Source organism: Parasphingorhabdus sp. SCSIO 66989 (assembly GCF_032852305.1).
In the GTDB taxonomy this organism is placed as follows: Bacteria; Pseudomonadota; Alphaproteobacteria; order Sphingomonadales; family Sphingomonadaceae; genus Alterisphingorhabdus; species Alterisphingorhabdus coralli.
This window is the reverse complement of sequence record NZ_CP136594.1, coordinates 2,283,457-2,306,481: the sequence shown is the minus strand read 5'-3', so window position 1 is coordinate 2,306,481 and position 23,025 is coordinate 2,283,457. Positions and strand designations below refer to the sequence as shown.

Sequence of the window (23,025 nt, the reverse complement as noted above, 5' to 3'; positions counted from 1 at the left end):
CTTGACCAGACATTGTCTGGCCATGGTGCCAATAGCCATAAAATGGTTCTGGCGTCGACATTGCTGGCGACAACCATATTGGCAGGTGTTCCTTCGGCGGCACATGCGCAGGATAGCGCAACGCCTGCCGAAGAAGCGGTGCAACCGACGCCCGTACCCGCACCCGCTCCCGCTGCTGGACGCGAGATTATCCGCTCAATCACGGTGAATGGGTCACAGCGGCTCGAGCCGGATACGATCCGCTCTTATATGAAATTGCGTGTCGGCCAGCGTTATAGTCAGCAGGCGGCTGACCAGGCGCTGAAAGATCTGTTTGCCACCGAGTTGTTTGGAGATGTTTCCATCCGCAACAATCAGGGCGCGGTGGTCATCACGGTTCAGGAAAACCCGGTCATCAATCGGGTCATTCTGGAAGGTAACAAGCGCCTGAAGGACGAAAAAATCCTTCCGGAAATCCGACTGTCACCCAGACAGATATTCACCCGCACCAAAGTTCGTGCCGATGTTGCACGGATCATCGAGCTGTATAAACGCCAAGGCCGTTTTGCGGCGACGGTCGAGCCCAAGATGGTGCAGCAGGACCAGAACCGCGTCGATGTTGTCTTTGAGATCAATGAGGGGCCGCGGTCAAAAGTACAGCAGATCAATATCATCGGAAACGAGATATTCTCCGATGGTCAGTTGCGCAGCGAAATGGTCACCAAGCAATCGCGCTTTTTCCGGTTCTTCAGTTCTGCCGACACCTATGACCCGGACAAGCTGGCCTTTGACCAGCAGAAATTGCGCCAGTTTTATCTGACCGAAGGCTATGCCGATTTCCGGGTCGTCTCTGCAGTGGCGGAGCTTACGCCCGACAAGCGTGATTTCATCATTACCTATGTGGTGGAGGAAGGCGAACGCTATAATTTCGGCGATGTCACGGTTGAGAGTGAACTGCGCGAATTTGACGGCGAGACACTGCAGAACCGCCTGCGCATGAAGAGCGGCGACCCGTATAACGCCAAGCTGGTTGAGGATACAGTCGAGCAGATTAGCGAAACAGCTGGTCTTTTCGGCTATGCGTTTGCCGATGTGCGCCCGCAATTCCGTCGCGATAAAGAATCGCTGACGATGAACATCAATTTCCTGCTTGCCGATACCGATCGTGTGTACATTGAGCGGGTTGATATTAATGGCAACACCTTGACACAGGACAAGGTTGTTCGGCGCGAATTCCGCTTGACCGAAGGCGATGCCTTTAACAGTTTCCAGGTTCGTCGTTCAGCTAACCGGATTAACTCGCTTGGCTTCTTCCAGGAAAACCTTGAAGTAGATCAGAAGGAAGGATCGCAGGCCGACCGGATTATCTTGGAAGCCAATGTCCAGGAACGACCGACTGGAGAACTGCAGCTTTCTGCTGGCATCTCGAGTATTGAGAATTTTATTCTCCAGGCATCAATCCGCCAACGCAATTTCCGCGGCAAAGGGCAAACGCTGGGACTGGCAGTTGACTATTCGCAGTTCCGTAACAGTGTTCAACTCAGCTTTACCGAACCCTATCTGTTCGATCGCAATATCTCGGTCGGTGCTGATATTTTCCGGCGCGACCTGAACAGCTTTAACTTCAATAACCAGAACAATACCTTGTTTGAGCAGTTAACTACTGGTGGCACAATCAGGGTAGGCGCGCCGTTGAACGAGTTTCTGTCTTTGCTGCTCAATTATCGTTTGGCGGTTGATGAAGTATCGGTCGATGAGTCTCAGTTTTTCTCGGATATTGACGGTGACGGTGATACCGAATGTAATCCGGTTCAAGCGGGTTTCTTCCTTTGCGACGCGCTTGGCAGCCGCACGACGTCGTCTATTGGATATTCGCTTATCTATGATGACCGTAACAATCGTATTCGTCCGACACGCGGTCAGAATTTCACAATTAGCCAGGATTTTGCCGGTTTAGGCGGATCAGTCAGATTCTTGCGGACCCGTATCAACGCTGGGAAGTTCTGGAATGTCGGCGGTGGGTTTATTTTCTCGCTTCAGGCTGAGGGTGGCCATATTCAGCCCTTTGAGAACCGTGGTTCAGAAGCTGATGGCATTGATGATGTCCGCCTGATTGACCGCTTCTTCCTGGGACAACCGCAATTTCGTGGTTTTGATATTCGTGGCGTCGGTCCGCGTGTTATTCGTGTTTTCCCTTCAGGCCTTGATCGGAGCATCGCCGACGATGGCAGCGTTGTCTTGACTCCCAATCTGACCAATCGGCGAAACTTCCAGGATGATGCGCTTGGCGGGCGCAGCTACTATTTTGCTCGTGCAGAGCTTGAGATTCCGCTTGGTTCTGGCGCGCAGGAATTAGGTTTGAGGCCTTCTCTGTTCGTTGATGTGGGCTCTGTGTTTGATGTGGTGCAACCAATTCTGCAATCTCCTCAACGCACGATTCAATCGGACACTGGCGAATTACAGCCGGTCTATTTGACCGTAAATGATGAAGGCAACATTATTGAGACGTTTGACGCAGTCGACGCAAATGGTAATCCAAACACCCCTGATCTTGCGTTTCAGGAACTCTTTTTAGGCGACTCAATTTCTCCAAGGATTACAGCCGGTATCGGCGTGAACTGGAATTCGCCTTTTGGACCTTTCCGTATCGACTTTGCCTATGACGTGAGATCGCAGGTAGGTGACGATACACGACTGATTACATTTAACGTAGGGACCCAATTCTGATGAAACATATGACAAAACTTCTGGCTTCTGCTTTGCTGACTTCAGCAGCAGTGGCTGCGACACCTGCCATCGCGCAAGTAAACGGTATTGCGACGACCGATCCGGCAACGGCTATTGCTGCCAGCCAGGCCCGCGGCACGGCTTACCAGCAGATCGAAACCACCTATGCCTCACAGATCCAGACACTTCAGCAAAAGCGTCAACAAGCACAGGAGCTAGGCAAGCAGTTGGATACTGACGGTAATGGCGAAGTTAGTGACCAGGAAGCGGCAGCAGCACAAAGCGCAAACAATCCGGTGCTTCAACAAATCAATTCAATTCAACGCGAGATTGATTCTCTCAGTGCGCCTATTGCTTTGGCACAGATTTATGCGCTTGAGCAGATCACACAGCAGTTCACTGCTGCCCAGCAACAGGTCGTCTCAGACAAGAATATCACTGTTATTTTGACACCTGAAGCCTTCGTTTATGCACCGCCAGCAGCCGACGTAACCAATGATATTGTGAATGCTCTCAACACACGTCTGCCGGCAGTCAGCACTGCTGTCCCTGCTGATTGGCAACCATCCCGCCAAGGGCAGCAGTTGCATCAGCGGGTGCAGCAGATACTGGTTATCTCAGCACTTCAGCAACGCGCGGCGCAGCAACAGCAGCAGCAACAAACCACGACACAGCAGCCCACCGGTCGCTAAGTCGCTCATATCTGTTTAGGATAAGGGGGATCGTCATGACTGATACGTCAGGCAACTATGACATTAATAAGGTCATGGCGGCGATCCCGCATCGTTATCCGATGTTGCTGGTAGATCGCGTCGAAACACTGACTTTGGATGAGTCAATTCATGCGGTTAAAGCGGTGACAATCAACGAACCATTTTTCCAGGGCCATTTCCCGGGCCGTCCGATTATGCCGGGTGTTTTGATTGTCGAGGCGCTGGCGCAGGCGGCGGGGGTCTTGGCGGTGGAAACACTCGGCCTCGCCGACAGCGGCAAGCTGGTTTACTTTATGGCGATTGACGGCGCGAAATTCCGCGCGCCTGTGGAGCCGGGTTGTTTGCTCGATCTGCATGTCAAATTTGAGCAGAAACGTCCGCGTGTTTGCAAATTTAGTGGTGAGGCAAAAATCGGTGACAAGACGGCTTGTGAAGTGTCGTTCACTGCGATGATTGCTGATCCGCCAGCATAAGCTGAAGCACTTCCAATTTCGCTTGCTATTTCGCGATGCAGCCGTTAAGCGCGGCGCTTTCCCGCAAGACTGTGCTGGTCGGTAACCAGTGCGGCATGGAGACAAGAGACATGAAAAAAGACATTCATCCCGATTATCACATGATCACTGTCCAGATGACGGATGGCACCCAGTTTCAGACCCGTTCCACCTGGGGCAAGGAAGGCGATACCCTGCAACTGGATATCGACCCGACCTCGCACCCGGCATGGACCGGTGGCAATCAGCGCCTGATGGATCAAGGCGGTCAGGTTGCACGCTTCAACAAGCGTTTCGGTGGCCTTTCGCTCAAGAAAAAATAAGCGGGTCAGGCGCACCATTGCGCGCGCCTGTTTACCTCAATCCAGTCTGAGATCAGGCAGATAGCGTCGCCAGAGCTCCAGCTTTTCGGCGTATATTTCGCGCGCTTTCTCAGCGCTAGTGGCGATTAGCTCGACCTTGTCGCCGCTGCGCAACTGACCCAATAAGTGCCTGTCAGCACGGATAATCTGACCTGCTATGGTATAGCCGCCGGTAGTGCGGCTATCGACACCCATCAACAAAGGTTCCCCATCGGGCGGTAGCTGAATAGTACCGGTGAAAACGGCGTTGCTGGGCATAGTACCGGATGTGCTTTGCCCAAAATGTTTCATGTTTTCAGGAGGTTCTGGCCTTAGTTGCACCGCTGCACGATCAAAGCGTGAGGTGACGAGCCAGGAAGATGCGGGCGACGCATTGTCGCTTCTATCTGATGCTGCATCAGCAGTGACATAGCGCAAGACATAGCTGGCAGGACAACTCTGGCGGGCTTTTTGTGGCAATATGCGGTCAGCTACGGGTTTGGCAGATGTGCGCAGTGGCAAACTGTCCCCATGTTCCATCGGCCAATCTGCTGCGGTACCCAGGCCAGCCGCGGCATATGTGGATGTTGCGCCGAGAATAGTGTCTACAGCGAACCCGCCCGCTACACCCAGATAGAGCCTCGCACCATGCCGCGACGGGCTGATGCTGAAATGATCACCTGCTGCAAGACGTATGGACTTTCGGCTGTCCTGCAGCTTGGCATTGACAACAACATTGCCAGCCGCGCCAGCAACTCCAACCACCATGTCTGTTGTCGCATGGCCGCTGAAGCGCGATACGGCCCATTCCAGTGCGGGGCTGCCTGCAGGATTCCCGGCCAGCCAATTGGCTATGGCACAGGCTATCGGGTCGGCTGGTCCCGCGAGGGGAACGCCTTGATGACGCATATTACGCCAGGGGCGGCCCTGTATCGACATTGCCAGGCCCGGCTGATCAATAACCAGAGCCGCATCAGACATGGTTATGCTCGCTGTCGAGGATCTCGAATGAGACGGTATCACCAATGGAGAGCAGCGCCGGCGCTTTGCGATTATCGGGACGGAAAAGCGGCGTATTGGAGCGACCGATAATTGGCCAGCCGCCGGGGCCCTTATGGGCATAAAGACAAGCCTTGGCCCCACGAAAACCCAGGCTTCCGGCGTGCACGGCAATCCGTGGTGATGCGAGACGGGGTATTTCGGGCAAATTACCGGCACTTATGTCTTGAAGATAGGCAAAGCCCGGCTGAAACCCGGTTAGCGATACGCGATATACCCTTTGCTCCAGCCATTGTGGGAGTTGCGATGCGCTCATCCCCAGTTGCTCGGCCACCATTTCCCATTCCGGCGCGGTTTCTGCGTTTACAACGAGTGGCAGCAGATGGTGCTGCTGTGACGCTTCATATTCGCCAGAAGATACACTTTTCTTAGCGCTATGGAGCAGACTGATCGCGCTGCTATGTGCCTCGCGAGCTGTCACCTTGGCTGGATCATAGCGCAGTGTCAGCAGCGTCTCTCCAGCAACAACAGCCTCCCACAGCGATTGGTCCTGTGCCATCTGCTGCAGCATCGCCATGGCTTGCCAGTCCTCCAACGGTATTGCGAGCCAGTCCTCGCCACTGATCAGCTGGCCGGGAGTTGCATAGCTCATGCAGCCCAGCTTTCTATCTGGATCGATTGGGTTTCGAGCGACCGGCGGATATGCGCCGCATTTTCAGCAGCGCCTTCGGTATCGCCATGCATGCACAATGTCTGTGCTTGGATAGAAATACGCTTGCCACTGGCGCTGTTGGCGTGATTATGTAGTGCAATATCCACCGCTTGTTCGGCCTGTTCGGCCCTATCGGTCAGCACTGAACCCGGCTCAGTACGCGGCTGCAAATGGCCATTGTCAAGATAGCGACGATCAACAAACGCTTCGCCAATATAGCGGCTTCCCACTTTCTCCACGGCGGCTTGCATAGCACCATTGGCCAGCCCGATAATCGCCAGTCCGGGGAAATTTTCGGCAAGAGATGCAGCGACTGGTTGTGCCAGCGTTTTATCGCGCGCCAGATCATTATAGAGCGCGCCATGCGGTTTGATATGCGTCAGGCCAATGCCGAATTGCTGGCCCATATCGATCAGGCTGCAGACTTGGCTGGTCAGGCTTTGCAACAGCTCCGGCAGCGTTATATCCATTGTCTGTCGGCCAAAATTGGCGCGATCAGGATAAGAGGGATGGGCACCCGCCGCGACGCCATGGTCGCGCGCCAGTTGCAGCGTTGCCCGCATCGTCTCGCTATTGCCGATATGGCCGCCACAGGCGATGTTGCAGCTGGAAATAACCGGCATCATCGCACGGTCGGCTTCCAGATCGCCAGGATCATCCGCTTCGCCAAGATCGGCATTGAGGTCGATACTGCCCATGCGCATCGCCAATCATCATCCTAAAAATCCGAGGCTGGATGCAACCAGCCTGCCCCCCAACAGCAACGTTATCGCAATAACTGCCAGTCCGGCAAGTTTTACAAGTCTATTATCCGCCACGATAATTTCGATTTCGTTATGATGATAGCGCAAGCGATAGAGCATGATCGCCACTAGCGGTAGCAACAGGCCATTGGCGGCCTGTGCGGTAATAATTATCGCTATGAGTGAGGTTCCGCTGATGGCAACCGCTGCGCCGATAAGCACGATCACTATCGCGACAATCTTCTCGATTGCGGATTTGGCGATGGTTCGGGGCAACAAGCTATCCGCAATTTCTGCAAGAATGATGCCGGTGGCCAGCGGTGCGGTGATGGCTGAGGTCAGGCCTGCAGCAAATAAGCCGATGCCGAGCAAATAGGGCGCATAGGAACCGGCTAAGGGGCCAATTTGCCGCGCCATATCGGCGGGGCTTTCGATAGCCATGCCATTGGCAAACATGTGGGTCGCTGCCGTGGAGAGAATGGCGATGGAGACCAGTCCGCCCAATCCTACGGCGCTTATGGTGTCGGTGCGCATTTCACCAAGAGAATGGGCGTCAGCTTCGTTCCAGCGTTGCCGCGCCAATGATGCGTGCAGGAACAAGTTATAAGGCACGATGGTGGTGCCAATTAGCGCAATAGCACTGAGTGTTGTGCCATCGGGAATGGTTGGCAGTAACCCTTGCGCCATGGCCGGCAGGTCGATGCCACCCATCAATGCGGTTGCGAGAAAGGCCAGACTCATCACCAAAACCAAAGCGGTCAGGATCGTGGTGAGTATCTGACGATTGGGCGCAAGCAGTGCAGCAACAGAGAGCAGGGCGACCAGCAGGATCGAGACTGTCTTGCTTGGTGCATTCTCACTCAGAACAAGCTGAAGCCCGATGACGGCACCGCCAATATTTCCTGCTTCATAAGCGGCATTACCAATGCCGAGCGCCACTAGCAGCAATGCCGCAATTGCAATCCGTCCCGCTTGGCCGCCTGCTATGCCCAGCATCGCTTCAGCCAGCCCCTGACGGCGCGTCATGCCGACCGTTCCAGCCATATTCTGCAAGACTATTGTCGCGATGGTGGCAAAGACCAATGCCCAGACCAGCGCAAAGCCATAGCTGGCCCCGGCAATGCTGGCGGTGGTCACGGTACCGGGACCGATAAAGGCGGCGGTCACCAGCAGCGCCGGCCCCGGGCGATAGCGCGGCATTTTGCTCACAACAGGCGCATCAGCCCCATGGCTTTTCGCGATACCATTTGGTGATGATATATTTCAGCCCCTTGCGCACCTTCATGCCGTGATGGATGGTTGAAGGGTTGACGCTGCCATCCGGGCGGCGGTTGTTCCAGCCAAGCAGCTTGCCCGTCTCCGGTTGCACCGTTTTTTTGATCGCCTTAAAGCGGGTGGCACCGCCTGCATCGACATCGTTGAGATAGACAGTGAAGGTCCATGTCCGCTGCCCGGCGACCGAGCAATAGCGGTCATAATCCTGTCCCTGTGGTTCAAAATAATCGGTATGCGCTTTGAATTCCTGCCCGACTTCATAGCGTTGCCCTTGGAGAGTTTCGCCATATTTCTGCTCTATACCCGAAAGCTCGGATAGCTGCTTATCCAGCGCCGCGACCACCGGGTCGTCATGGTTGAGATCGCATGTCTCACTGGTACGGAAATAATCGTCGCCATTTGGGTCGGCGATGGTCGACGGACGACGATCAATATCGATCAGCTTGATAAGATGCGCACAGCTCTCTGCATCAAGGAAGTTCTTGTAAATAAACAGTTCGAGCTTGGGGTTCGGAACCTTCTGCACTGCAGGATTGGCCGCAAGTGCCGCGGCATCGCCCTGATTTACACCGACAATAAGCTCAGGCTGAGTCTTGGTCATGCCCGTTCTTTTAGCGATATTGCCGCGAAAGCAAAGTGGGCGCTCGCTATATGTAGCCAAGCAAACTATAGACACGCCTATGCTCCGCTTTTTCGCCTTTTTGCCTACATGTCGAACAGTTATGCGTCGAACGGATGCGCGCCAGCAGGGTTTTACTCTGTTGGAGATGATGATCGCGCTGGCGATTTTCGGGCTGGCGGCGCTGGCGCTGATCCGGCTGACCAGCTTTACCGTGACGCAGACGGCGACGCTGGATGACCGGCTGATGCAGGAGCTGGTGGCGCAGAATCTCGCCACCGAGATTCTCACCACGCCGCAGCCGCCCAGCATTGGCGATGAGGAAGGCGAGGTGGAGAATGCCGGGCGCAATTTTGTCTGGAACCAGACCGTCACCCCCGAGGCGGAAGGCCTGTTGCTGCGCGTGCGGATTACCGTGCGCAATGGTGAGGGTGGACCTGTCGGCAATGGTTATACGCTCGAAGTGATCCGCAGCCCGGAAGTGCTGCAACCGCCGCTTGACCAGCTGCAACAGCAACAGGCGCCGCAGATATGAGCGTGAGAGCTCTTCTCGCTGATCTGCTATCTCCGTTCGCCTCGAGCGAAGTCGAGAGGCCGGTGCCAGTGGAGAGCTGTGTCTCGACTACGCTCGACACGAACGGGGAAGGGCGGGGGCAAATCCCGGCAAATAGTGGTAAAGCTAACGGCTTCACCCTGATCGAGGTTATGATCTCGCTGTTTATCTTCGCGCTGCTGTCCAGTGCGGCGCTGGCGCTGCTGACTATCAGTGCCGATAGCGAAAATGCTGCGCGTCAAAAGTCTGCCGAGATCTCAACTCTGCGCCGTTTCACGACAATCTTGCGGCAGGATATGGCGCAGGCGCTGCAGCGCCCGGCGCGCGATGCGCGCGGCAATCCGCTGCCTGCCTTTCATGCCGAGGATGAGGTGCTTGCAGGCCTGGTGCGCGGTGGCGTGCAGATATTGGGTGAGGGCGATGCTGCCGGGAGCAGCGATATCCAGCGGATCGAATATCGTTTTGAGGACAATCGGCTCAGCCGCTTTGCCTTTGCCCATGTTGATGGCAGCGAGGCGGGGCGCGAGACGGTGATTTTCGATGATGTCGAGGATATCACCATGCGCTATCGGCTGGTCACTGGCCAGTGGCAGGATGACTGGCGCACGGAAAACATCCTTGAGCAACCGCTGGCGATGGAAATGACGATTACCCGTCAGGGGCAAGCGCCGCTGCGGATCATGACACCGGTGGGCACAGGGTACCGCCGATGAGCCGCCGTATCTCCTTCCCTAAAAGCGAGCGCGGGGCTGCTCTGATGACGGTGCTGCTGCTGGTGTCGGTGCTGTCAGTGATTGCGGCTTTGATGCTTGAGCGCTCGACATTGGCAACGCGGTTGGCGGTCAATGGCGCAGACCGCGAGACCGCACGCTGGCAGGCGATCGGGATTGAGTCGCTGGTATTGCAGGAGATTGCCAATCTCAATCTGCAAAATGGTCGGTTGCCGCCAATTGGTATCGCACCAGACGGCATTCAGCAGCAATTGCCGTTTGAGCGCGGTGCGGCGCAAATCACGGTGCGTGATGGTGCGACCTGCTTCAATATCAACTCGCTTGTAACCGGCCAGCAGGGCCGTCTGGCAAGCAATCCGGCGGCGATGGAGCAATTTGCCCGACTGGCCAATGTGGTGCAGATCGATCAGCGTCAGGCGGAATCCCTGGCGGCGGCGATTGCCGACTGGATTGATAGCGACCAACAGGAGAACCCCGGCGGCGGCGAGGACGGCTTTTATCTGCGCGAGGATGAACCCCATCGCACCGGTGGACAGCTTATTTACGATATTGGCGAGCTGCGTGCGATACGCGGTATGGATGAGGTGCTGTTTGACCGGCTGCGGCCCTGGCTCTGCGCCTTACCTGCTGCCGAAATGTCCGAGCTCAATATCAACCAGCTGCGGCAGGATCAGTTTCCGCTGATCGCGATGCTGTTGCCGCCCGAATATCCAGTGAGCCGCGTGCGCGAGATATTGGCAACGCGCCCACCACAGGGTTTCTCCAGCGTATTCAACTTCTGGCAGACGGTGGAATCTGGGCAGAATGAGATCAGTTCCGACGTGCAACAGCAGGCGGTGCTGGATACCCGCTGGTATGCGCTGGAAACCAGAGTGACCATCGGTGACGCCTTGCTCAAAGAGCGTGCTCTGGTCGATGGTCGGCTTGATCCGCCGCGCGTGGTTTGGCGCGTCTGGGATGGGGATTGATTATTTCGTCTTTACGGAGGCTTATGAAAATATCGCTTCCACTATCGGGCAATATTGGTAAGAAACGCATCTTCAGCGAATCCCCGCTTGACGCTGGTTAAAACCGGCCCCTAAAGAGCGATTTACCGCGCGGACCAAGGGTTTAGTGCCGGGGATATGGCGATCGTAGCTCAGTTGGTTAGAGCGCCGGTTTGTGGTACCGGAGGTCGGGGGTTCGAGACCCCTCGATCGCCCCATTTTCCCCGAGTTAAAGCCAAGTTGGTGTGCGGAATTACAACGCGCTGTCACCGGTTCCGTGCCGAATGACGCAATTGGGAATCAGCAAGGGGGCAGCCTGTGACGTCAGTTTGGGATTTGCCGGATTTTGACGATCATGAGGTGGTGCATTTTGTGCATGACCGCATTTCCGGGCTGAGCGCGATTATTGCCTTGCATTCTACCGCTCTGGGCCCCGGCGCGGGCGGCACCCGTTTCTGGCATTATGCACACCGCGAACATGCCGTGACCGACGCTCTGCGCCTGTCGCGCGGGATGAGTTACAAGAACGCCATGGCCGGGCTGCCTATGGGCGGCGGCAAGGCGGTTATCCTTGCCGATGAGAACGGCACCAAGACACCTGAGATGCTGGCCGCTTTTGGCGATGCGATTGAGGGCTTGGGCGGGCGTTATGTGACCGCAGAAGATGTCGGTATTACCGATGCCGATATGGTCGCGGTGTCGCAGCGGACCCGCTATGTGTCCGGCCTGCCGGTCAGCGATGCCTCTAGCGCTGGCGGTGATCCTGGGCCGTTTACCTCCCATGGTGTTTATCTTGGCGTCAAGGCCGCGGTCGCCGAGGGCCTCAAAACCGATAGCGTGCGCGATGTGCGTATTGCCATACAGGGTGTGGGCAGCGTCGGCAGTGGCCTGGCGCGGTTGCTGACAGCCGATGGTGCCAAGCTGGTGCTGGCCGATGTTAATAATGATCGCGCCGCAGCACTGGCTGAGGAACTGGGTGCCGAGCATGTCGCCAGCGATGCGATTATGGGCGTTGATGCCGATGTCTTCAGCCCCAATGCGCTGGGCGCGATACTGGACGAAAAGACCATTCCGGGGCTGAAGCCAAAGATTATCGCTGGTGGTGCCAATAACCAGCTCGCCAAGGCTGAGCATGCGCAATTGCTGCATAGACAGGGCATTGTCTATGCGCCCGATTATGTCATCAATGCTGGCGGTATCATCAGCGTCGCGCTGGAATATCTTGCGCAGCGCGATGGCGAACCTTGCTCACGAGAACAGGTGATGGAGCGGGTCGGGCGTATTCCCGAACGTCTGAAAGCGATCTGGCAGGAAAGCGCCGAGCGCGATATGCCCGCCGCCAATGTCGCCGATGCCATGGCGCAAAAGCGTATCGGGCGGGCTTGAAGCTAGTAGAGTGTAATTCTCCCCTCCTCCTTCAGGGGAGGGGCAGTGAGACTTACCGAGCGTAGCGAGGTTTAGTCGCAGCGGGGTGGGGGATCACCACTTGCGCTGTGCTTGAGGAACGCCACCACCCCAACCCCTCCTCTGAAGAGGAGGGGCTTATTGCGCGTCACTTCTTGATTGGGAGAGTGACGCTCGCCACATTAACCGCAGAAAAAGCGGCTAATAGCGCTTGAGACTATTTTACGCTCATGGCAGAGGATCAGCAATGCATGGTTTCGCCAACCCCAATCGCTTTCTGTCGATAGCCAAGCCGCTGACCCCGGCTTTGCTGGTTTCGGGCATAGCGCTTGTAGCGATTGCGCTGTGGATGGGGCTATTTGCCACGCCCGCTGACCGGCTGATGGGTGAGACTGTACGCATCATGTATATCCATGTGCCCGCCGCCTGGCTGGGCATGGCGGGTTGGACCAGTATTGCGATTGCCAGTCTGGTCGAACTGGTCTGGCGGCACCCGCTCGCCGGCATTGCCGCGCGCGCTTCGGCTCTGCCCGGCGCGTTTTTTGCACTGATCTGTCTGATTACCGGCGCGATCTGGGCGCGCCCAACCTGGGGCACCTGGTGGGTATGGGACGGTCGCCTGACCTCTATGCTGGTGTTGTTCCTGCTCTATCTCGGCTATATGGCCATCGCTGCCGAGGCGCAGAAAGAAGCTGCCGCTGGTCGTACTGGCACCGCGCGCATCGCCGCGATTTTTGGTATGGTGGGCGCGATCAGCGTGCCGATCGTTAACCGCTCGGTCGAATGGTGGAACAGCCTACATCAACCCGCCAGCATCTCTGTCGGCAAATCTGCTATTGATGCGGCTTTTCTCTGGCCATTGGGCATTTCGGTTTTGGGGTTCAGCCTGATTTTCGGTGCGCTGATCCTGTTGCGGATGCGCCAGATGCTGGCCGAGATCAGGATTGAAGCGCGGATGCGGCGAAAGGCCATGGCGTGAACCAGTGGCCTTTTGTGATTGCGGTCTATATTCTCGGCATAGGTGGCAGCGCCGGGATAATCACCTGGTGTCTGTTGGCGCAGCGCCGGGCGGAAAAACGGCTTGAGGAGCTGAAACGGAAATGATTCAGGCCAAACATCAAAGGCTGGTGCTGATATTGAGCGCCGTGGGCATCATATTGGTGGCGGTGTTCCTTGCCGGCTATGCACTGCGTGAGCAGGCCTCCTATTTCTATACGCCATCAGAGCTTGCTGGTGCAGGCGTCGGGCCTGATCAGGCCATTCGGCTGGGCGGAATGGTACAGCAGGGATCAATCCAGACCGCCGCTGATGGGATAACGGTCAATTTCATCGTCGGCGATGGCAAAGCGACCATACCGGTCACCTATACCGGCATAACCCCGGACCTGTTTGTCGAAGGCTCGGGCGTGGTCGCCGAAGGACGTCTCGCCGCCGATGGGCTCAGCTTTGTTGCCGATAATCTGCTCGCCAAGCATGATGAGAACTATATGCCAGTAGAACTGGAAGGCCTCGACAAGGAAGCGATTGCCGCCAGCACTGCGGCCGGAGCCGTGCGCGAATGATCGCGGAAATCGGCCTTGGCCTGTTATGGTTTGCCGCTGCTCTGTCGGTGATGCAGCTGGGGCTGGGTATTATGATCTTGCGCGACCGCGAGTCCGCCAGTGCCAGCGCTTTCGCCGCGACGCTTCGTCCGATTGCGGTGATACAGGGCGTGATGGTGGCGCTGTCTTTTCTCTGCCTGATCCAGATATTCTGGGTTACTGATCTCTCGGTCAAGCTGGTAGCGACCAACAGCCATTCGCTCAAACCCTGGCTCTACAAGCTCGCCGGGGCATGGGGCAATCATGAGGGCTCGATGCTGCTTTGGGTGACCGTAATGGCGGTCTCCGGCGCGCTTGTGGCGATGCTGGAACGCCGCATCAGCCAGGCAATGATGATTGCGACACTCGCGGCGCAGGCCTTTGTCAGCATTGGCTTTTATGCCTTTCTGCTGCTCTCCTCCAACCCGTTTGAGCGGCTGGTGCCAACGCCGCCAGAAGGGGCAGGGCTCAACCCGCTATTGCAAGACCCCGGCCTGGCCTTCCACCCGCCGACGCTCTATTTTGGCTATGTCGGGCTTTCCATTGCCTTCTCCTTCGCTGTGGGTGCTTTGGTAACCCGTGAAGTCGGCCCCACCTTTGCCCGCGCGATGCGACCATGGGTGCTGGGGGCGTGGATATTCCTGACATTGGGCATTACCGCAGGCAGCTATTGGGCCTATTATGAATTGGGCTGGGGCGGCTGGTGGTTCTGGGACCCGGTGGAAAATGCCTCGCTAATGCCATGGCTGGCGGCGACGGCACTGCTGCATTCGGTCACCGTTCTCGCAAATCGCGGCGCGCTCAAGGCGTGGACGGTGATGCTGGCCGTGGTCGCCTTTTCCATGTCCATGGTCGGCACGTTCCTTGTGCGCTCCGGGGTTCTCACCAGTGTGCACGCTTTTGCCGTTGATCCTGAACGCGGGAGTTTTATCCTGGTTTTGCTCGCCATCTATATTGGCGGCGCGCTGGCGCTATTCGGCCTGCGCGCGAGCACGGTGCAGGAAGGCGCAAAATTCCAGTTTCTCAGCCGCGAGGCCGCTCTCGTCGCCAATAACCTCTTACTGATGGGCATATTGGCAATTGTGCTCATGGGCACGCTCTATCCACTGGTTACCGAAGCCAGCGGCACCAAGGTCTCCATCGGCCCGCCTTATTTTAATCCGGCCTCGGCGATCTTTTTCATTCCCATGGTCCTGATCATGGCCGTCGGCCCGATGCTGCGCTGGCGCAAAAGCGACAAGGCGCAATTGACTGCTGCAGCCGCAGCGCCGCTGCTGGCAGGGGCTGTGGCCTTGCTGCTGGTGGTAATCTTTGGCTCTGGAGCCGGGATATTACCGACACTGGGGCTTGCTCTTGCCGCGACATTGGCAGTTGCGAGCGTAATGCCTCTATTCCGCAGCAAAACCAATCGCGCGTCTCTGCCGATATGGGGCATGGTAGTGGCGCATCTCGGCGTTGCGGTCACCATGGCGGGCATGGCCTCGGAATCCGCTTTTACCAAGGAAACACTGGTGGCCTCGGCACCGGGCGAGAGCCATCAGGTCGCCGATTGGACAATAACCCTGCTTGCGGTGGAGCCAGTCGCTGGACGCAACTGGACGGCCTTAGAAGCCCGTCTTTCGGCGCAGCGCGGCGAGGGCGAAGCGATAGAATTGGCACCGCAGGCACGCATGTTCTCTTCACCCCCAACCAATACCAGCGAGGCCGCGCTGCTGACCCGCTGGGATGGCCAGCTTTACGCGGTTCTCGGCGAGCGCGCGCCCGATGGCCGCTGGCAATTGCGGCTATGGTGGAAGCCCTTTGTGCCGCTGATCTGGTATGGCGGGATCATGATCGGCTTTGGCGGGCTGTTGGCGCTGATCGGCCGACTGTTCCAGCTCAGACGCACACGGCCCATCCGCAAGGTCGAGCAAGCCTCTGAACCGACAGGGCAAACCGTTCCGGCATGAGTGAGGCACAGACTCAAGAACCCGCGGCCAAATCGCGTGGCTGGCTGATCTGGCTGCCGCTGGGGCTGTTCGTGCTGCTGATCGTGATTGCCGCGTTCAGCCTCGCCAATCCGAGCGACCGGGTGATACCATCGAAGCTGGTCGGCCAGAGCCTGCCCGAATTCGATCTGCCGCCCGCGATTGAGGGCAGCGCTGGCCTCAAACAGGCAGATTTTGCCGATGGCAAGCCCAAGCTGCTCAATGTGTTTGCCAGTTGGTGCCTGCCTTGTATCGTCGAGGCTCCGCAATTGGATCAGCTGGCCAAATCGGGGGTGACTATCCATGGCATCGCCATTCGTGATCGCCCTGATGATGTACAGGCCTTTCTGGCGCGCAATGGCAATCCGTATACACGTATTGGCGCTGATGATATAAGCGCCGTGCAACTCAGCCTGGGTTCGTCGGGCGTGCCGGAGACCTTCGTTATCGATGGCGAGGGCAAAATTGTGCACCAGCATATCGGGGAAATTCGTCCCGAAGCGGTGCCGCTGATCCTCGAAAAGCTGGAAGAGGCGGGACGGTGATAAGGTTTCTGTTCCTCCTCGCAGCATTATTTCTGGCCCCCATGGCCAATGCGCAGGATAGCCTGCCCCCTGCACCTTATGCTTACAAACAGCTCGATAACCCGGCTCAGGAGGCTGAGGCCAAGGCGCTAATGGAAAGCCTGCGCTGCCTGAAATGTCAGAGCCAGTCGATAGCCGATTCCGATGCGCCCATGGCGGGCGATATGCGGCATCAGGTGCGCACACGTATTGCTGCTGGAGAGTCGCCCGAAGCCATTCGCGCCTGGATGGTCGAGCGCTATGGCGATTGGGTGTCCTATGCGCCACAGTTGAACGCGGTCACCTGGCCCTTATGGGTCGCTCCGATCCTGTTCCTGCTGTTGGGGCTGTTTCTCGCAAGGCGGCGCTTTACCGGCGATAGCGAGGCGGCAGACTAATGGCTCCTCTGCTGTTTATCGGCATAATTGGGCTGCTCGCTCTGATTGCGGTCTATGTTATCGCGCGCCCACCCATGGCAGGTATGCAGCTTTTGGCGGCGGCCCTGTTTCTCGGCATCGCAGGCTATGTCTGGCAGGGACAGCCCTCACTGGAAAGCGCCACCAAAGCCCCGCGCGAGGATGTGGCCGAAGCCGATGAAGCCTTGATCAAGACCCGCAGCACTATGGGTGAGCGTTTCGGCGATGCGCAGCAATGGCTGATCCTTGCCGATGCGCAAAGCCGACAGGGCAAATTCACGGCTGCGGCAACGGTGCTGCGCAATGCGGTGAAGGAGCATCCTGATAATGCCGATTTGTGGCTGGCGCTGGCCAATGCGCTGGTTGGCCATAGCGATGGCCTGCTGACCCCGGCATCGCAATTCGCTTATCAGCGCGCCGCGGATATCGCGCCGGATCATCCCGGCCCGCCTTTCTTCATGGGGCTTTCGCTGGCGCAAAGTGGTCAGTTGGAGGAAGCGCGGGTGCTTTGGAAAGAGCTCTATGACCGTTCGCCCGAAGACGCGCCGTGGAAGGCCGATCTTGAAACGAGGCTGGCGCGGCTGGATAGTATGATTGGTGGGGTGCCCATAGCGCCTGATGCTGATGATTCACGCGGAGACGCGGAGACGCGGAGCGAATAGGTTAGCCCCTCCTCTTCAGAGGAGGGGTTGGGGTGGTGGCGAGGCGAAGGCGAGCTCTCGCCAGCGAATTCTGCTCGTGCCGCTGCACCACCCCGCTGCGACTAAGGGCCTCTCGGCCCTAAGTCTCACTGCCCCTCCTCTGAAGAGGAGGGGAGAATCGATCCATTCACCTCCGCTTAAGGGTTGTTGCACTGCACCATGGCAAGTGATAGTTCCGCGCACCTGTTTCAGATTCCCAAGCGAGTCGCTAATCTGGAGATTATGGGACGGGCAAGCCCAAGCGCTTACCATAGACCCTGATACGCAATGACAATGGCTTATGGCTTCCAAAGTTAAGGCCGATTTTTCGGCCCGGCATATGCAGCCGGATCAGCACGGTGCGACGTGGAAGCTCGCGCTGGGGGCGATCGGTATTGTCTTTGGCGATATCGGCACAAGCCCGCTTTATGCTTTTCGTGAGACATTTGTTGGTGCGCACCAGCTTGCGCTGGACAAGCTGCACGTCTTTGGCGTGGTTAGCCTGATTTTCTGGTCGATGACGCTGGTGGTGGCGATCCAATATGTCACGATCCTGATGCGCGCCGATAACAAAGGGCAGGGTGGTTCACTGGCACTTGTCGCGCTGATTTCGCGCAGCGTCAGCGGCAGCCGCTATGGGGCTTTGCTGATCCTGCTCGGCGTGTTCGCCACCGCGCTGTTCTATGGCGACAGCATGATTACGCCCGCTATTTCGGTGCTCTCGGCGGTTGAGGGCCTGACGGTGGTCAATTCCGACCTGACGCCTCTGGTTATCCCGATTGCGCTGGCGCTGCTGGTATTCCTGTTCGTTTTGCAGTCGCGTGGTACCGCCAAGATCGGCGCTCTATTTGCGCCGGTCATGATCGTCTATTTCTCGGTTATCGCCACGTTGGGCGCGATCCAGATTTCGCAGAACCCCGGTATATTGCTGGCGCTTAACCCCTGGTATGCGGTGCAATTCTTTATAGCCGATGGCTGGCAGGCGTTTCTGGCGCTGGGCTCGGTGGTGCTGGCAGTGACCGGTTCAGCGGCGCTTTACGCCGATATCGGCCATTTCGGTCGCGGCCCGATGCGGCTGTCCTGGTTCGGCTTTGTCATGCCGGCGCTGTTGCTCAACTATTTCGGGCAAGCGGCGATGATCGACCGGCTGAGCGGCCCGGAAGCGGCGGAAGTGATTCAGAATCCGTTCTTCCTGCTGGCGCCGGAATTTCTTCGCTTGCCGCTGGTGCTGCTCGCGACAGTAGCCACCTTTATCGCCAGTCAAGCGGTAATATCGGGCGCGTTCTCGATCACGCATCAGGCCATCCAGCTGGGCTTCGTCCCACGACTGTCGATCAAGCATACCAGCGCTTCAGAGGCCGGGCAGATATATATTCCCGTGATCAACTGGATGCTGATGGGCGCGGTGATCATCCTTGTTCTGACCTTTGGTAACTCGTCCAACCTTGCCTCGGCCTATGGTATTGCCGTGACTGGCGCGATGACCATTGATACCTGCTTGCTTGCGGTGCTGGTTATCGCCGTATGGAAATGGCGCGCCTGGTATGCGGTGCCGATGCTGGCGATCTTCTTTATCGTCGACTTTTCCTATTTCGCCGCCAACCTCACCAAAGTGCCAGATGGCGGCTGGTTCCCGCTTATGGTGGGCGCGATCGCTTTCACCATGCTCACCACCTGGTCGCGCGGCCGCAAGGTGATGCGCGAGAATATGGATGATGGCGCACTACCGCTCGAAATCTTCGCTAAATCCGCGATGAACAGCGCCGCTAAGGTGCCGGGCACGGCAATTTTTATGGCATCCAGTTCCGCTGGTGTTCCCCCGGCGCTGCTGCACAATATGAAGCATAACAAGGTGATCCATGAGCGGGTCGTGGTGCTGACAGTAAATATCGAACAGGTGCCGTTTATCGAGCCCTCCGAGCGGTGCGAAGTCGATGATTTGGGCAATGGCTTTTATCGCCTGATCCTGCATTTCGGCTTTATGCAGAAAACCGATATCCCCAAGGCGCTTAAACAGGTGAAGCAGTGCGGCCTGCCATTTGATATGATGCACACCAGCTTCTTCCTGTCACGCCAGACGCTGCTGGCGTCAGAAAAGCCGAAAATGGCAATCTGGCGCGAAAAGATATTTGCCTGGATGCTGCGCAACTCTGCGGGGCCGATGGACTTTTTCCGCCTGCCGACGAACCGGGTGGTGGAACTGGGCAGCCAGGTAGAGATTTAATCCTCCCCGGCACGGGGAGGGGGACCAGCCATAGCCCGAAGGGCGGCGGCTGGTGGAGGGGCACAAGCCGCCTGATCTGATGGTGTTATCTTTATTGGCGATTGGGAGAGGCAGAATGCTTCTTTCTGCGTAGTTTGGATTATGCCGAGGGTGCCCCTCCACCGGCTTCGCTGGTCCCCCTCCCCCAAGGGGGAGGATGTTTTTAAACCGTTTCCAGGTTCTTCCAGCCTTCACGCACAATACCATCTAGGCGCGACCGGGCCTCAAGATATTCGCGCTCCAGCCGATCAACCATATCGGCAACGCTCAACACTTCCTTGACCGCGCCGATACCCTGACCGCTGCCCCAGATGTCTTTCCACGCCTTTTTGTCGGTATTGCCACCCGAGCCGAAATTCATCGTGCTATAGTCGCCATCAGGCAGGTTATCCGGGTCCATGCCCGCATTTTCGATTGACTGGCGCAGATAGTTGCCGTGCACGCCGGTGAACAGGTTGGAATAGACAATGTCCGAAGCGCGGCCTTCAACAATGCCTTCCTTATAGCCCTGATTGGCATTGGCTTCCTTGGTCGCGATAAAGGCCGAGCCGATATAGCCCAGGTCCGCGCCCATGGCTTGACAGCCGAGGACAGAGGCACCGGTGCCGATGGAACCGGAAAGCGCGACGGGCCCTTCAAACCATTCACGGATTTCCTGCATCAGGCCGAAAGGCGAGGTGGTGCCGGCATGGCCGCCAGCGCCTGCCGCCACCGGAATCAGGCCATCTGCGCCTTTATCGATGGCCTTGCGGGCAAAGCGATCATTGATGACATCGTGCATAGTGATGCCGCCCCAGCTGTGCACCGCCTTGTTCAAATCCTCGATGGCGCCGAGCGAGGTAATCACCATCGGCACCTGCCATTTGGCGCAGGTTGCCATATCCTGATCGAGGCGATCATTGGATTTATGGACGATCTGATTGACCGCATAGGGCGCGGCGGGACGATCAGGGTTATCACGGTTATGCGCGGCCAGTTCTTCGGTAATCTGGTGCAGCCACTCGTCGAGCAGGCTTTGCGGCCGTGCGTTAAGCGCCGGGAAAGAGCCGACAATGCCTGCCTTACACTGGGCGATCACCAGCTCGGGGCCGGACACGATAAACAGTGGCGAACCAATGATGGGAAGGCGCAGATTGTCAAAAAGCGGGGGCAGGGCCATGGGGTCTCTCCGATATGCGATTATGTTGTAAGGCCAGAATAGGCTATGTTTGGGTCACTAATAGCGTACTGACTGGTGCGGTCAATTTGATTTAAGCGCGCGGTTAAATCCTCCCCCTTGGGGGAGGGGAACCATCCGAAGGATGGTGGAGGGGCACAGGCAGCATGATGCGATGGTGCATGTCTATGGCCTCGCACAAGGTGAAGCTCATGATTTTTCTATAGCTTTGCACTATGCCGAGGGTGCCCCTCCACCAGCCGCCGCCCTTCGGGCTATGGCTGGTCCCCCTCCCCGTTCCGGGGAGGATGATTACGCCGAATTCAACGCACTCAACAGCGCCTCCAGAGATGCTGTGGCAACATCGGCATTGATACCCACGCCAAAATGCCGCTGGTCATCAATCAGAACCTCGACATAGGCCGCTGCCTTCGCATCCGCACCGTGGCCTATAGCGTGTTCGCGATAGTCGATAATATCGATCTCATGCTCCAGCGCTTCAGACAGCGCGTGGACTGCGCTCGAGATCAGGCCATTGCCGCGTCCGCTGATTGTGATATCGCCTTTGGGGCTGATAACCGTGCCGGTGAGCATATAGTCATTGCCGGTGCGTTGCTCCTTATAGTCGCCCAGCCGCCACGCGCTCTCGCCATTGAGGTGATAATGCGTTTTGAAGCACTGCCAGATATCATCCGTGCGCAGTTCGCGACCCAGATCGTCGGCCAGCTTCTGCACCGCGCGGCTGAAATGCGCTTGCAGCTTTTTCGGCAGGCGCAGGCCATAATCCTGCTGCAGCACCCAGGCGACACCGCCTTTGCCGCTTTGCGAATTGACGCGGATCACCGCCTCATAATCGCGGCCCAGATCTGCCGGGTCAATCGGGAGGTAGGGCACGCGCCAATGCGGATCATTGCGCTTTTCCTGATCGGAGAAGCCTTTCTTGATCGCATCCTGGTGACTGCCGGAAAAGGCGGTAAACACCAGCTCACCGGCATAAGGATGGCGCGCCGGAACGGGCAACTGGTTGCAATGCTCGGCGGTTTTGACGATTGCGTCCATGTCCGAGAAATCCAGCCCCGGATCGACGCCCTGGGTGTACATATTAAGCGCCAGCGTCACCAGATCGACATTGCCGGTGCGTTCGCCATTGCCGAATAGACAGCCCTCAATCCGGTCGGCACCGGCCATCAGACCAAGCTCCGCCGCCGCGATACCCGAACCGCGATCATTATGCGGATGCAGGCTGATAATCACGCTGTCGCGGCGGGAGATATGCTTGCAAAACCATTCAATCTGGTCGGCATAGATATTGGGCGTCGCGGCCTCAACCGTGGCGGGCAGGTTGAGGATCAGCGGTTTCTCGGGTGTTGGCTGGATGACTTCGATCACCGCTTCGCAGACTTCCAGCGAGAAATCGAGTTCTGCGGTGGAGAAGGTCTCGGGCGAATATTCAAATCGCCAATCGGTTTCGGGGTATCGCGCTGCCTGTTCGATCAGGATCTGCGCACCCTGAACCGCAATATCGCGCACGCCGGCCTGATCCAGCCCGAACACGATCTCGCGCCAGGCGGGCGAGACAGCATTGTAGAGATGGACGATCGCGCGATGCACCCCGGCAAGGCTTTCAAAGCTGCGTTCGATAAGATCACGCCGCGACTGGGTCAGCACCTGCACTGTCACATCTTCCGGGATGCTGCCGCTATCGACCAGCCCGCGAATAAAGGAAAACTCGGTCTCGCCCGCAGAAGGGAAACCAACCTCAATCTCTTTCAGCCCGATCTGCACCAGCAGATCAAAATAGCGCTGCTTCTTCTCGGCATTCATTGGATCGATAAGCGCCTGATTGCCATCACGCATATCGGTCGAAAGCCAGCGCGGCGCTTTGGTTATCTGGCGGCTCGGCCATTGCCTGTCGGGCAAGTCAATCGTCGGGAAGGGACGGTATTTTTGGGAGGGGTCTTTCAACATGGTGCGAAGTATCTGCTCATTATGCGCGCTGCATTACGCTTTGCGAACGGGTTATCATGATGCGGTAAATAAGCCCTTGAGCGTGTGACGCCGGGCCAAAGCGCGCGACGACAGTTACGCCCAAGGGCGTCGAAGTCGTGGAATAAGCAGCAGATCGCG

Annotated in this window: 23 protein-coding genes and 1 tRNA gene; 17 read left to right on the top strand and 7 right to left on the bottom strand. The window is 57.3% G+C overall.

What is annotated here, in order from left to right; translation table 11 throughout:
* The first annotated feature begins 42 nt into the window (after positions 1-42).
* From bamA to rpmE, 4 genes are all read left to right on the top strand, one after another.
* Positions 43-2,706, top strand: coding sequence for an outer membrane protein assembly factor BamA (gene bamA, locus RB602_RS10775; RefSeq protein ID WP_317084504.1), 2,664 nt, complete (start codon positions 43-45; stop codon positions 2,704-2,706).
* The gene (locus tag RB602_RS10770; protein WP_317080577.1) at positions 2,706-3,398 is read left to right on the top strand and encodes an OmpH family outer membrane protein; all 693 of its coding nucleotides are present in this window, start codon (positions 2,706-2,708) and stop codon (positions 3,396-3,398) included. The genes bamA and RB602_RS10770 overlap by 1 nt, the downstream gene beginning before the upstream one ends.
* 35 nt (positions 3,399-3,433) lie before the next feature.
* Positions 3,434-3,892, top strand: coding sequence for a 3-hydroxyacyl-ACP dehydratase FabZ (gene fabZ, locus RB602_RS10765; protein WP_317080576.1), 459 nt, complete (start codon positions 3,434-3,436; stop codon positions 3,890-3,892).
* A 110-nt stretch (positions 3,893-4,002) separates the two neighbouring features.
* Positions 4,003-4,233, top strand: a complete 231-nt coding sequence (gene rpmE, locus RB602_RS10760; RefSeq protein WP_317080575.1) for a 50S ribosomal protein L31 — start codon at positions 4,003-4,005, stop codon at positions 4,231-4,233.
* A 36-nt stretch (positions 4,234-4,269) separates the two neighbouring features.
* Here the strand turns inward: rpmE and RB602_RS10755 are convergent, their stop codons facing one another.
* The 5 genes from RB602_RS10755 to RB602_RS10735 are packed head-to-tail and all read right to left on the bottom strand — an operon-like array spanning position 4,270 to position 8,581.
* The gene (locus RB602_RS10755; RefSeq protein ID WP_317080574.1) at positions 4,270-5,232 is read right to left on the bottom strand and encodes a 5-oxoprolinase subunit C family protein; all 963 of its coding nucleotides are present in this window, start codon (positions 5,230-5,232) and stop codon (positions 4,270-4,272) included.
* Positions 5,225-5,902 carry a carboxyltransferase domain-containing protein gene (locus RB602_RS10750; protein WP_317080573.1) on the bottom strand — a complete coding sequence of 226 codons (678 nt, stop codon included), beginning with the start codon at positions 5,900-5,902 and terminating at the stop codon, positions 5,225-5,227. The genes RB602_RS10755 and RB602_RS10750 overlap by 8 nt, the downstream gene beginning before the upstream one ends.
* Positions 5,899-6,660, bottom strand: a complete 762-nt coding sequence (gene pxpA, locus RB602_RS10745) for a 5-oxoprolinase subunit PxpA (RefSeq protein ID WP_317080571.1) — start codon at positions 6,658-6,660, stop codon at positions 5,899-5,901. The genes RB602_RS10750 and pxpA overlap by 4 nt, the downstream gene beginning before the upstream one ends.
* A gap of 15 nt (positions 6,661-6,675) precedes the next feature.
* Positions 6,676-7,905 (bottom strand): NRAMP family divalent metal transporter, encoded by a 1,230-nt coding sequence (locus tag RB602_RS10740; protein ID WP_317084502.1) that lies wholly within the window; start codon positions 7,903-7,905, stop codon positions 6,676-6,678.
* 19 nt (positions 7,906-7,924) lie between these two features.
* Positions 7,925-8,581, bottom strand: coding sequence for a prolyl hydroxylase family protein (locus RB602_RS10735; protein WP_317080570.1), 657 nt, complete (start codon positions 8,579-8,581; stop codon positions 7,925-7,927).
* A gap of 121 nt (positions 8,582-8,702) precedes the next feature.
* Here RB602_RS10735 and gspI point away from each other — a divergent pair, with 121 nt between their 5' ends.
* The 13 genes from gspI (at position 8,703) to RB602_RS10670 (ending at position 19,703) form a co-directional block, all read left to right on the top strand.
* A complete protein-coding gene (gspI, locus tag RB602_RS10730) occupies positions 8,703-9,134 on the top strand; it encodes a type II secretion system minor pseudopilin GspI (RefSeq protein WP_317080569.1) in 432 nt (143 codons plus the stop codon).
* Complete coding sequence (gspJ, locus tag RB602_RS10725; protein ID WP_317080568.1) at positions 9,131-9,865, top strand: type II secretion system minor pseudopilin GspJ; 735 nt, start codon at positions 9,131-9,133, stop codon at positions 9,863-9,865. Before gspI ends, gspJ begins: the two co-directional genes overlap by 4 nt.
* Positions 9,862-10,851: a type II secretion system minor pseudopilin GspK gene (gene gspK / locus RB602_RS10720; RefSeq protein ID WP_317080567.1), complete on the top strand. Its 990-nt coding sequence runs from the start codon at positions 9,862-9,864 to the stop codon at positions 10,849-10,851. Before gspJ ends, gspK begins: the two co-directional genes overlap by 4 nt.
* 159 nt (positions 10,852-11,010) lie before the next feature.
* Positions 11,011-11,087 (top strand) — tRNA-His (locus RB602_RS10715).
* A 100-nt stretch (positions 11,088-11,187) separates the two neighbouring features.
* Entirely contained in the window at positions 11,188-12,255 is a 1,068-nt protein-coding gene (locus tag RB602_RS10710; RefSeq protein WP_317080565.1) for a Glu/Leu/Phe/Val family dehydrogenase, read from the top strand.
* A 265-nt stretch (positions 12,256-12,520) separates the two neighbouring features.
* On the top strand, positions 12,521-13,252 hold the full coding sequence (ccmC, locus tag RB602_RS10705) for a heme ABC transporter permease CcmC (protein WP_317080564.1): 732 nt from the start codon (positions 12,521-12,523) through the stop codon (positions 13,250-13,252).
* Complete coding sequence (locus tag RB602_RS10700) at positions 13,249-13,377, top strand: hypothetical protein (protein WP_317080563.1); 129 nt, start codon at positions 13,249-13,251, stop codon at positions 13,375-13,377. The genes ccmC and RB602_RS10700 overlap by 4 nt, the downstream gene beginning before the upstream one ends.
* On the top strand, positions 13,374-13,835 hold the full coding sequence (gene ccmE, locus RB602_RS10695; protein ID WP_317080562.1) for a cytochrome c maturation protein CcmE: 462 nt from the start codon (positions 13,374-13,376) through the stop codon (positions 13,833-13,835). Before RB602_RS10700 ends, ccmE begins: the two co-directional genes overlap by 4 nt.
* Entirely contained in the window at positions 13,832-15,802 is a 1,971-nt protein-coding gene (locus RB602_RS10690; protein ID WP_317080560.1) for a heme lyase CcmF/NrfE family subunit, read from the top strand. Before ccmE ends, RB602_RS10690 begins: the two co-directional genes overlap by 4 nt.
* Positions 15,799-16,365, top strand: a complete 567-nt coding sequence (locus RB602_RS10685; protein WP_317080558.1) for a DsbE family thiol:disulfide interchange protein — start codon at positions 15,799-15,801, stop codon at positions 16,363-16,365. The genes RB602_RS10690 and RB602_RS10685 overlap by 4 nt, the downstream gene beginning before the upstream one ends.
* Positions 16,365-16,781, top strand: coding sequence for a cytochrome c-type biogenesis protein (locus tag RB602_RS10680; protein ID WP_406568420.1), 417 nt, complete (start codon positions 16,365-16,367; stop codon positions 16,779-16,781). Before RB602_RS10685 ends, RB602_RS10680 begins: the two co-directional genes overlap by 1 nt.
* The gene (locus RB602_RS10675; protein WP_317080556.1) at positions 16,781-17,461 is read left to right on the top strand and encodes a tetratricopeptide repeat protein; all 681 of its coding nucleotides are present in this window, start codon (positions 16,781-16,783) and stop codon (positions 17,459-17,461) included. The genes RB602_RS10680 and RB602_RS10675 overlap by 1 nt, the downstream gene beginning before the upstream one ends.
* Positions 17,462-17,819: 358 nt before the next feature.
* Positions 17,820-19,703, top strand: coding sequence for a potassium transporter Kup (locus RB602_RS10670; RefSeq protein ID WP_317084498.1), 1,884 nt, complete (start codon positions 17,820-17,822; stop codon positions 19,701-19,703).
* 202 nt (positions 19,704-19,905) lie between these two features.
* On the opposite strand, the gene RB602_RS10665 is transcribed toward RB602_RS10670, so the two are convergent.
* Together RB602_RS10665 and leuA are read right to left on the bottom strand one after the other, a co-directional pair.
* Complete coding sequence (locus RB602_RS10665) at positions 19,906-20,901, bottom strand: NAD(P)H-dependent flavin oxidoreductase (protein WP_317080554.1); 996 nt, start codon at positions 20,899-20,901, stop codon at positions 19,906-19,908.
* Between the two features lie 309 nt (positions 20,902-21,210).
* Positions 21,211-22,866, bottom strand: a complete 1,656-nt coding sequence (gene leuA, locus RB602_RS10660) for a 2-isopropylmalate synthase (RefSeq protein WP_317080552.1) — start codon at positions 22,864-22,866, stop codon at positions 21,211-21,213.
* Positions 22,867-23,025: the final 159 nt, after the last annotated feature.

What these genes read in the sequence shown, in the direction of transcription:
- fabZ (WP_317080576.1), top strand. Translation starts at nt 3,434, where the DNA reads ATGACTGATACGTCAGGCAACTATGACATTAATAAGGTCATGGCGGCG.
- RB602_RS10670 (WP_317084498.1), top strand. Translation starts at nt 17,820, where the DNA reads ATGCAGCCGGATCAGCACGGTGCGACGTGGAAGCTCGCGCTGGGGGCG.
- gspJ (WP_317080568.1), top strand. Translation starts at nt 9,131, where the DNA reads ATGAGCGTGAGAGCTCTTCTCGCTGATCTGCTATCTCCGTTCGCCTCG.
- RB602_RS10685 (WP_317080558.1), top strand. Translation starts at nt 15,799, where the DNA reads ATGAGTGAGGCACAGACTCAAGAACCCGCGGCCAAATCGCGTGGCTGG.
- ccmE (WP_317080562.1), top strand. Translation starts at nt 13,374, where the DNA reads ATGATTCAGGCCAAACATCAAAGGCTGGTGCTGATATTGAGCGCCGTG.
- rpmE (WP_317080575.1), top strand. Translation starts at nt 4,003, where the DNA reads ATGAAAAAAGACATTCATCCCGATTATCACATGATCACTGTCCAGATG.
- gspK (WP_317080567.1), top strand. Translation starts at nt 9,862, where the DNA reads ATGAGCCGCCGTATCTCCTTCCCTAAAAGCGAGCGCGGGGCTGCTCTG.
- RB602_RS10735 (WP_317080570.1), bottom strand. Translation starts at nt 8,581, where the DNA reads ATGACCAAGACTCAGCCTGAGCTTATTGTCGGTGTAAATCAGGGCGAT.
- pxpA (WP_317080571.1), bottom strand. Translation starts at nt 6,660, where the DNA reads ATGGGCAGTATCGACCTCAATGCCGATCTTGGCGAAGCGGATGATCCT.
- leuA (WP_317080552.1), bottom strand. Translation starts at nt 22,866, where the DNA reads ATGTTGAAAGACCCCTCCCAAAAATACCGTCCCTTCCCGACGATTGAC.
- RB602_RS10740 (WP_317084502.1), bottom strand. Translation starts at nt 7,905, where the DNA reads ATGCCGCGCTATCGCCCGGGGCCGGCGCTGCTGGTGACCGCCGCCTTT.
- RB602_RS10755 (WP_317080574.1), bottom strand. Translation starts at nt 5,232, where the DNA reads ATGTCTGATGCGGCTCTGGTTATTGATCAGCCGGGCCTGGCAATGTCG.
- RB602_RS10750 (WP_317080573.1), bottom strand. Translation starts at nt 5,902, where the DNA reads ATGAGCTATGCAACTCCCGGCCAGCTGATCAGTGGCGAGGACTGGCTC.
- ccmC (WP_317080564.1), top strand. Translation starts at nt 12,521, where the DNA reads ATGCATGGTTTCGCCAACCCCAATCGCTTTCTGTCGATAGCCAAGCCG.
- RB602_RS10665 (WP_317080554.1), bottom strand. Translation starts at nt 20,901, where the DNA reads ATGGCCCTGCCCCCGCTTTTTGACAATCTGCGCCTTCCCATCATTGGT.
- RB602_RS10770 (WP_317080577.1), top strand. Translation starts at nt 2,706, where the DNA reads ATGAAACATATGACAAAACTTCTGGCTTCTGCTTTGCTGACTTCAGCA.
- bamA (WP_317084504.1), top strand. Translation starts at nt 43, where the DNA reads ATGGTTCTGGCGTCGACATTGCTGGCGACAACCATATTGGCAGGTGTT.
- gspI (WP_317080569.1), top strand. Translation starts at nt 8,703, where the DNA reads ATGCGTCGAACGGATGCGCGCCAGCAGGGTTTTACTCTGTTGGAGATG.
- RB602_RS10675 (WP_317080556.1), top strand. Translation starts at nt 16,781, where the DNA reads ATGGCTCCTCTGCTGTTTATCGGCATAATTGGGCTGCTCGCTCTGATT.
- RB602_RS10690 (WP_317080560.1), top strand. Translation starts at nt 13,832, where the DNA reads ATGATCGCGGAAATCGGCCTTGGCCTGTTATGGTTTGCCGCTGCTCTG.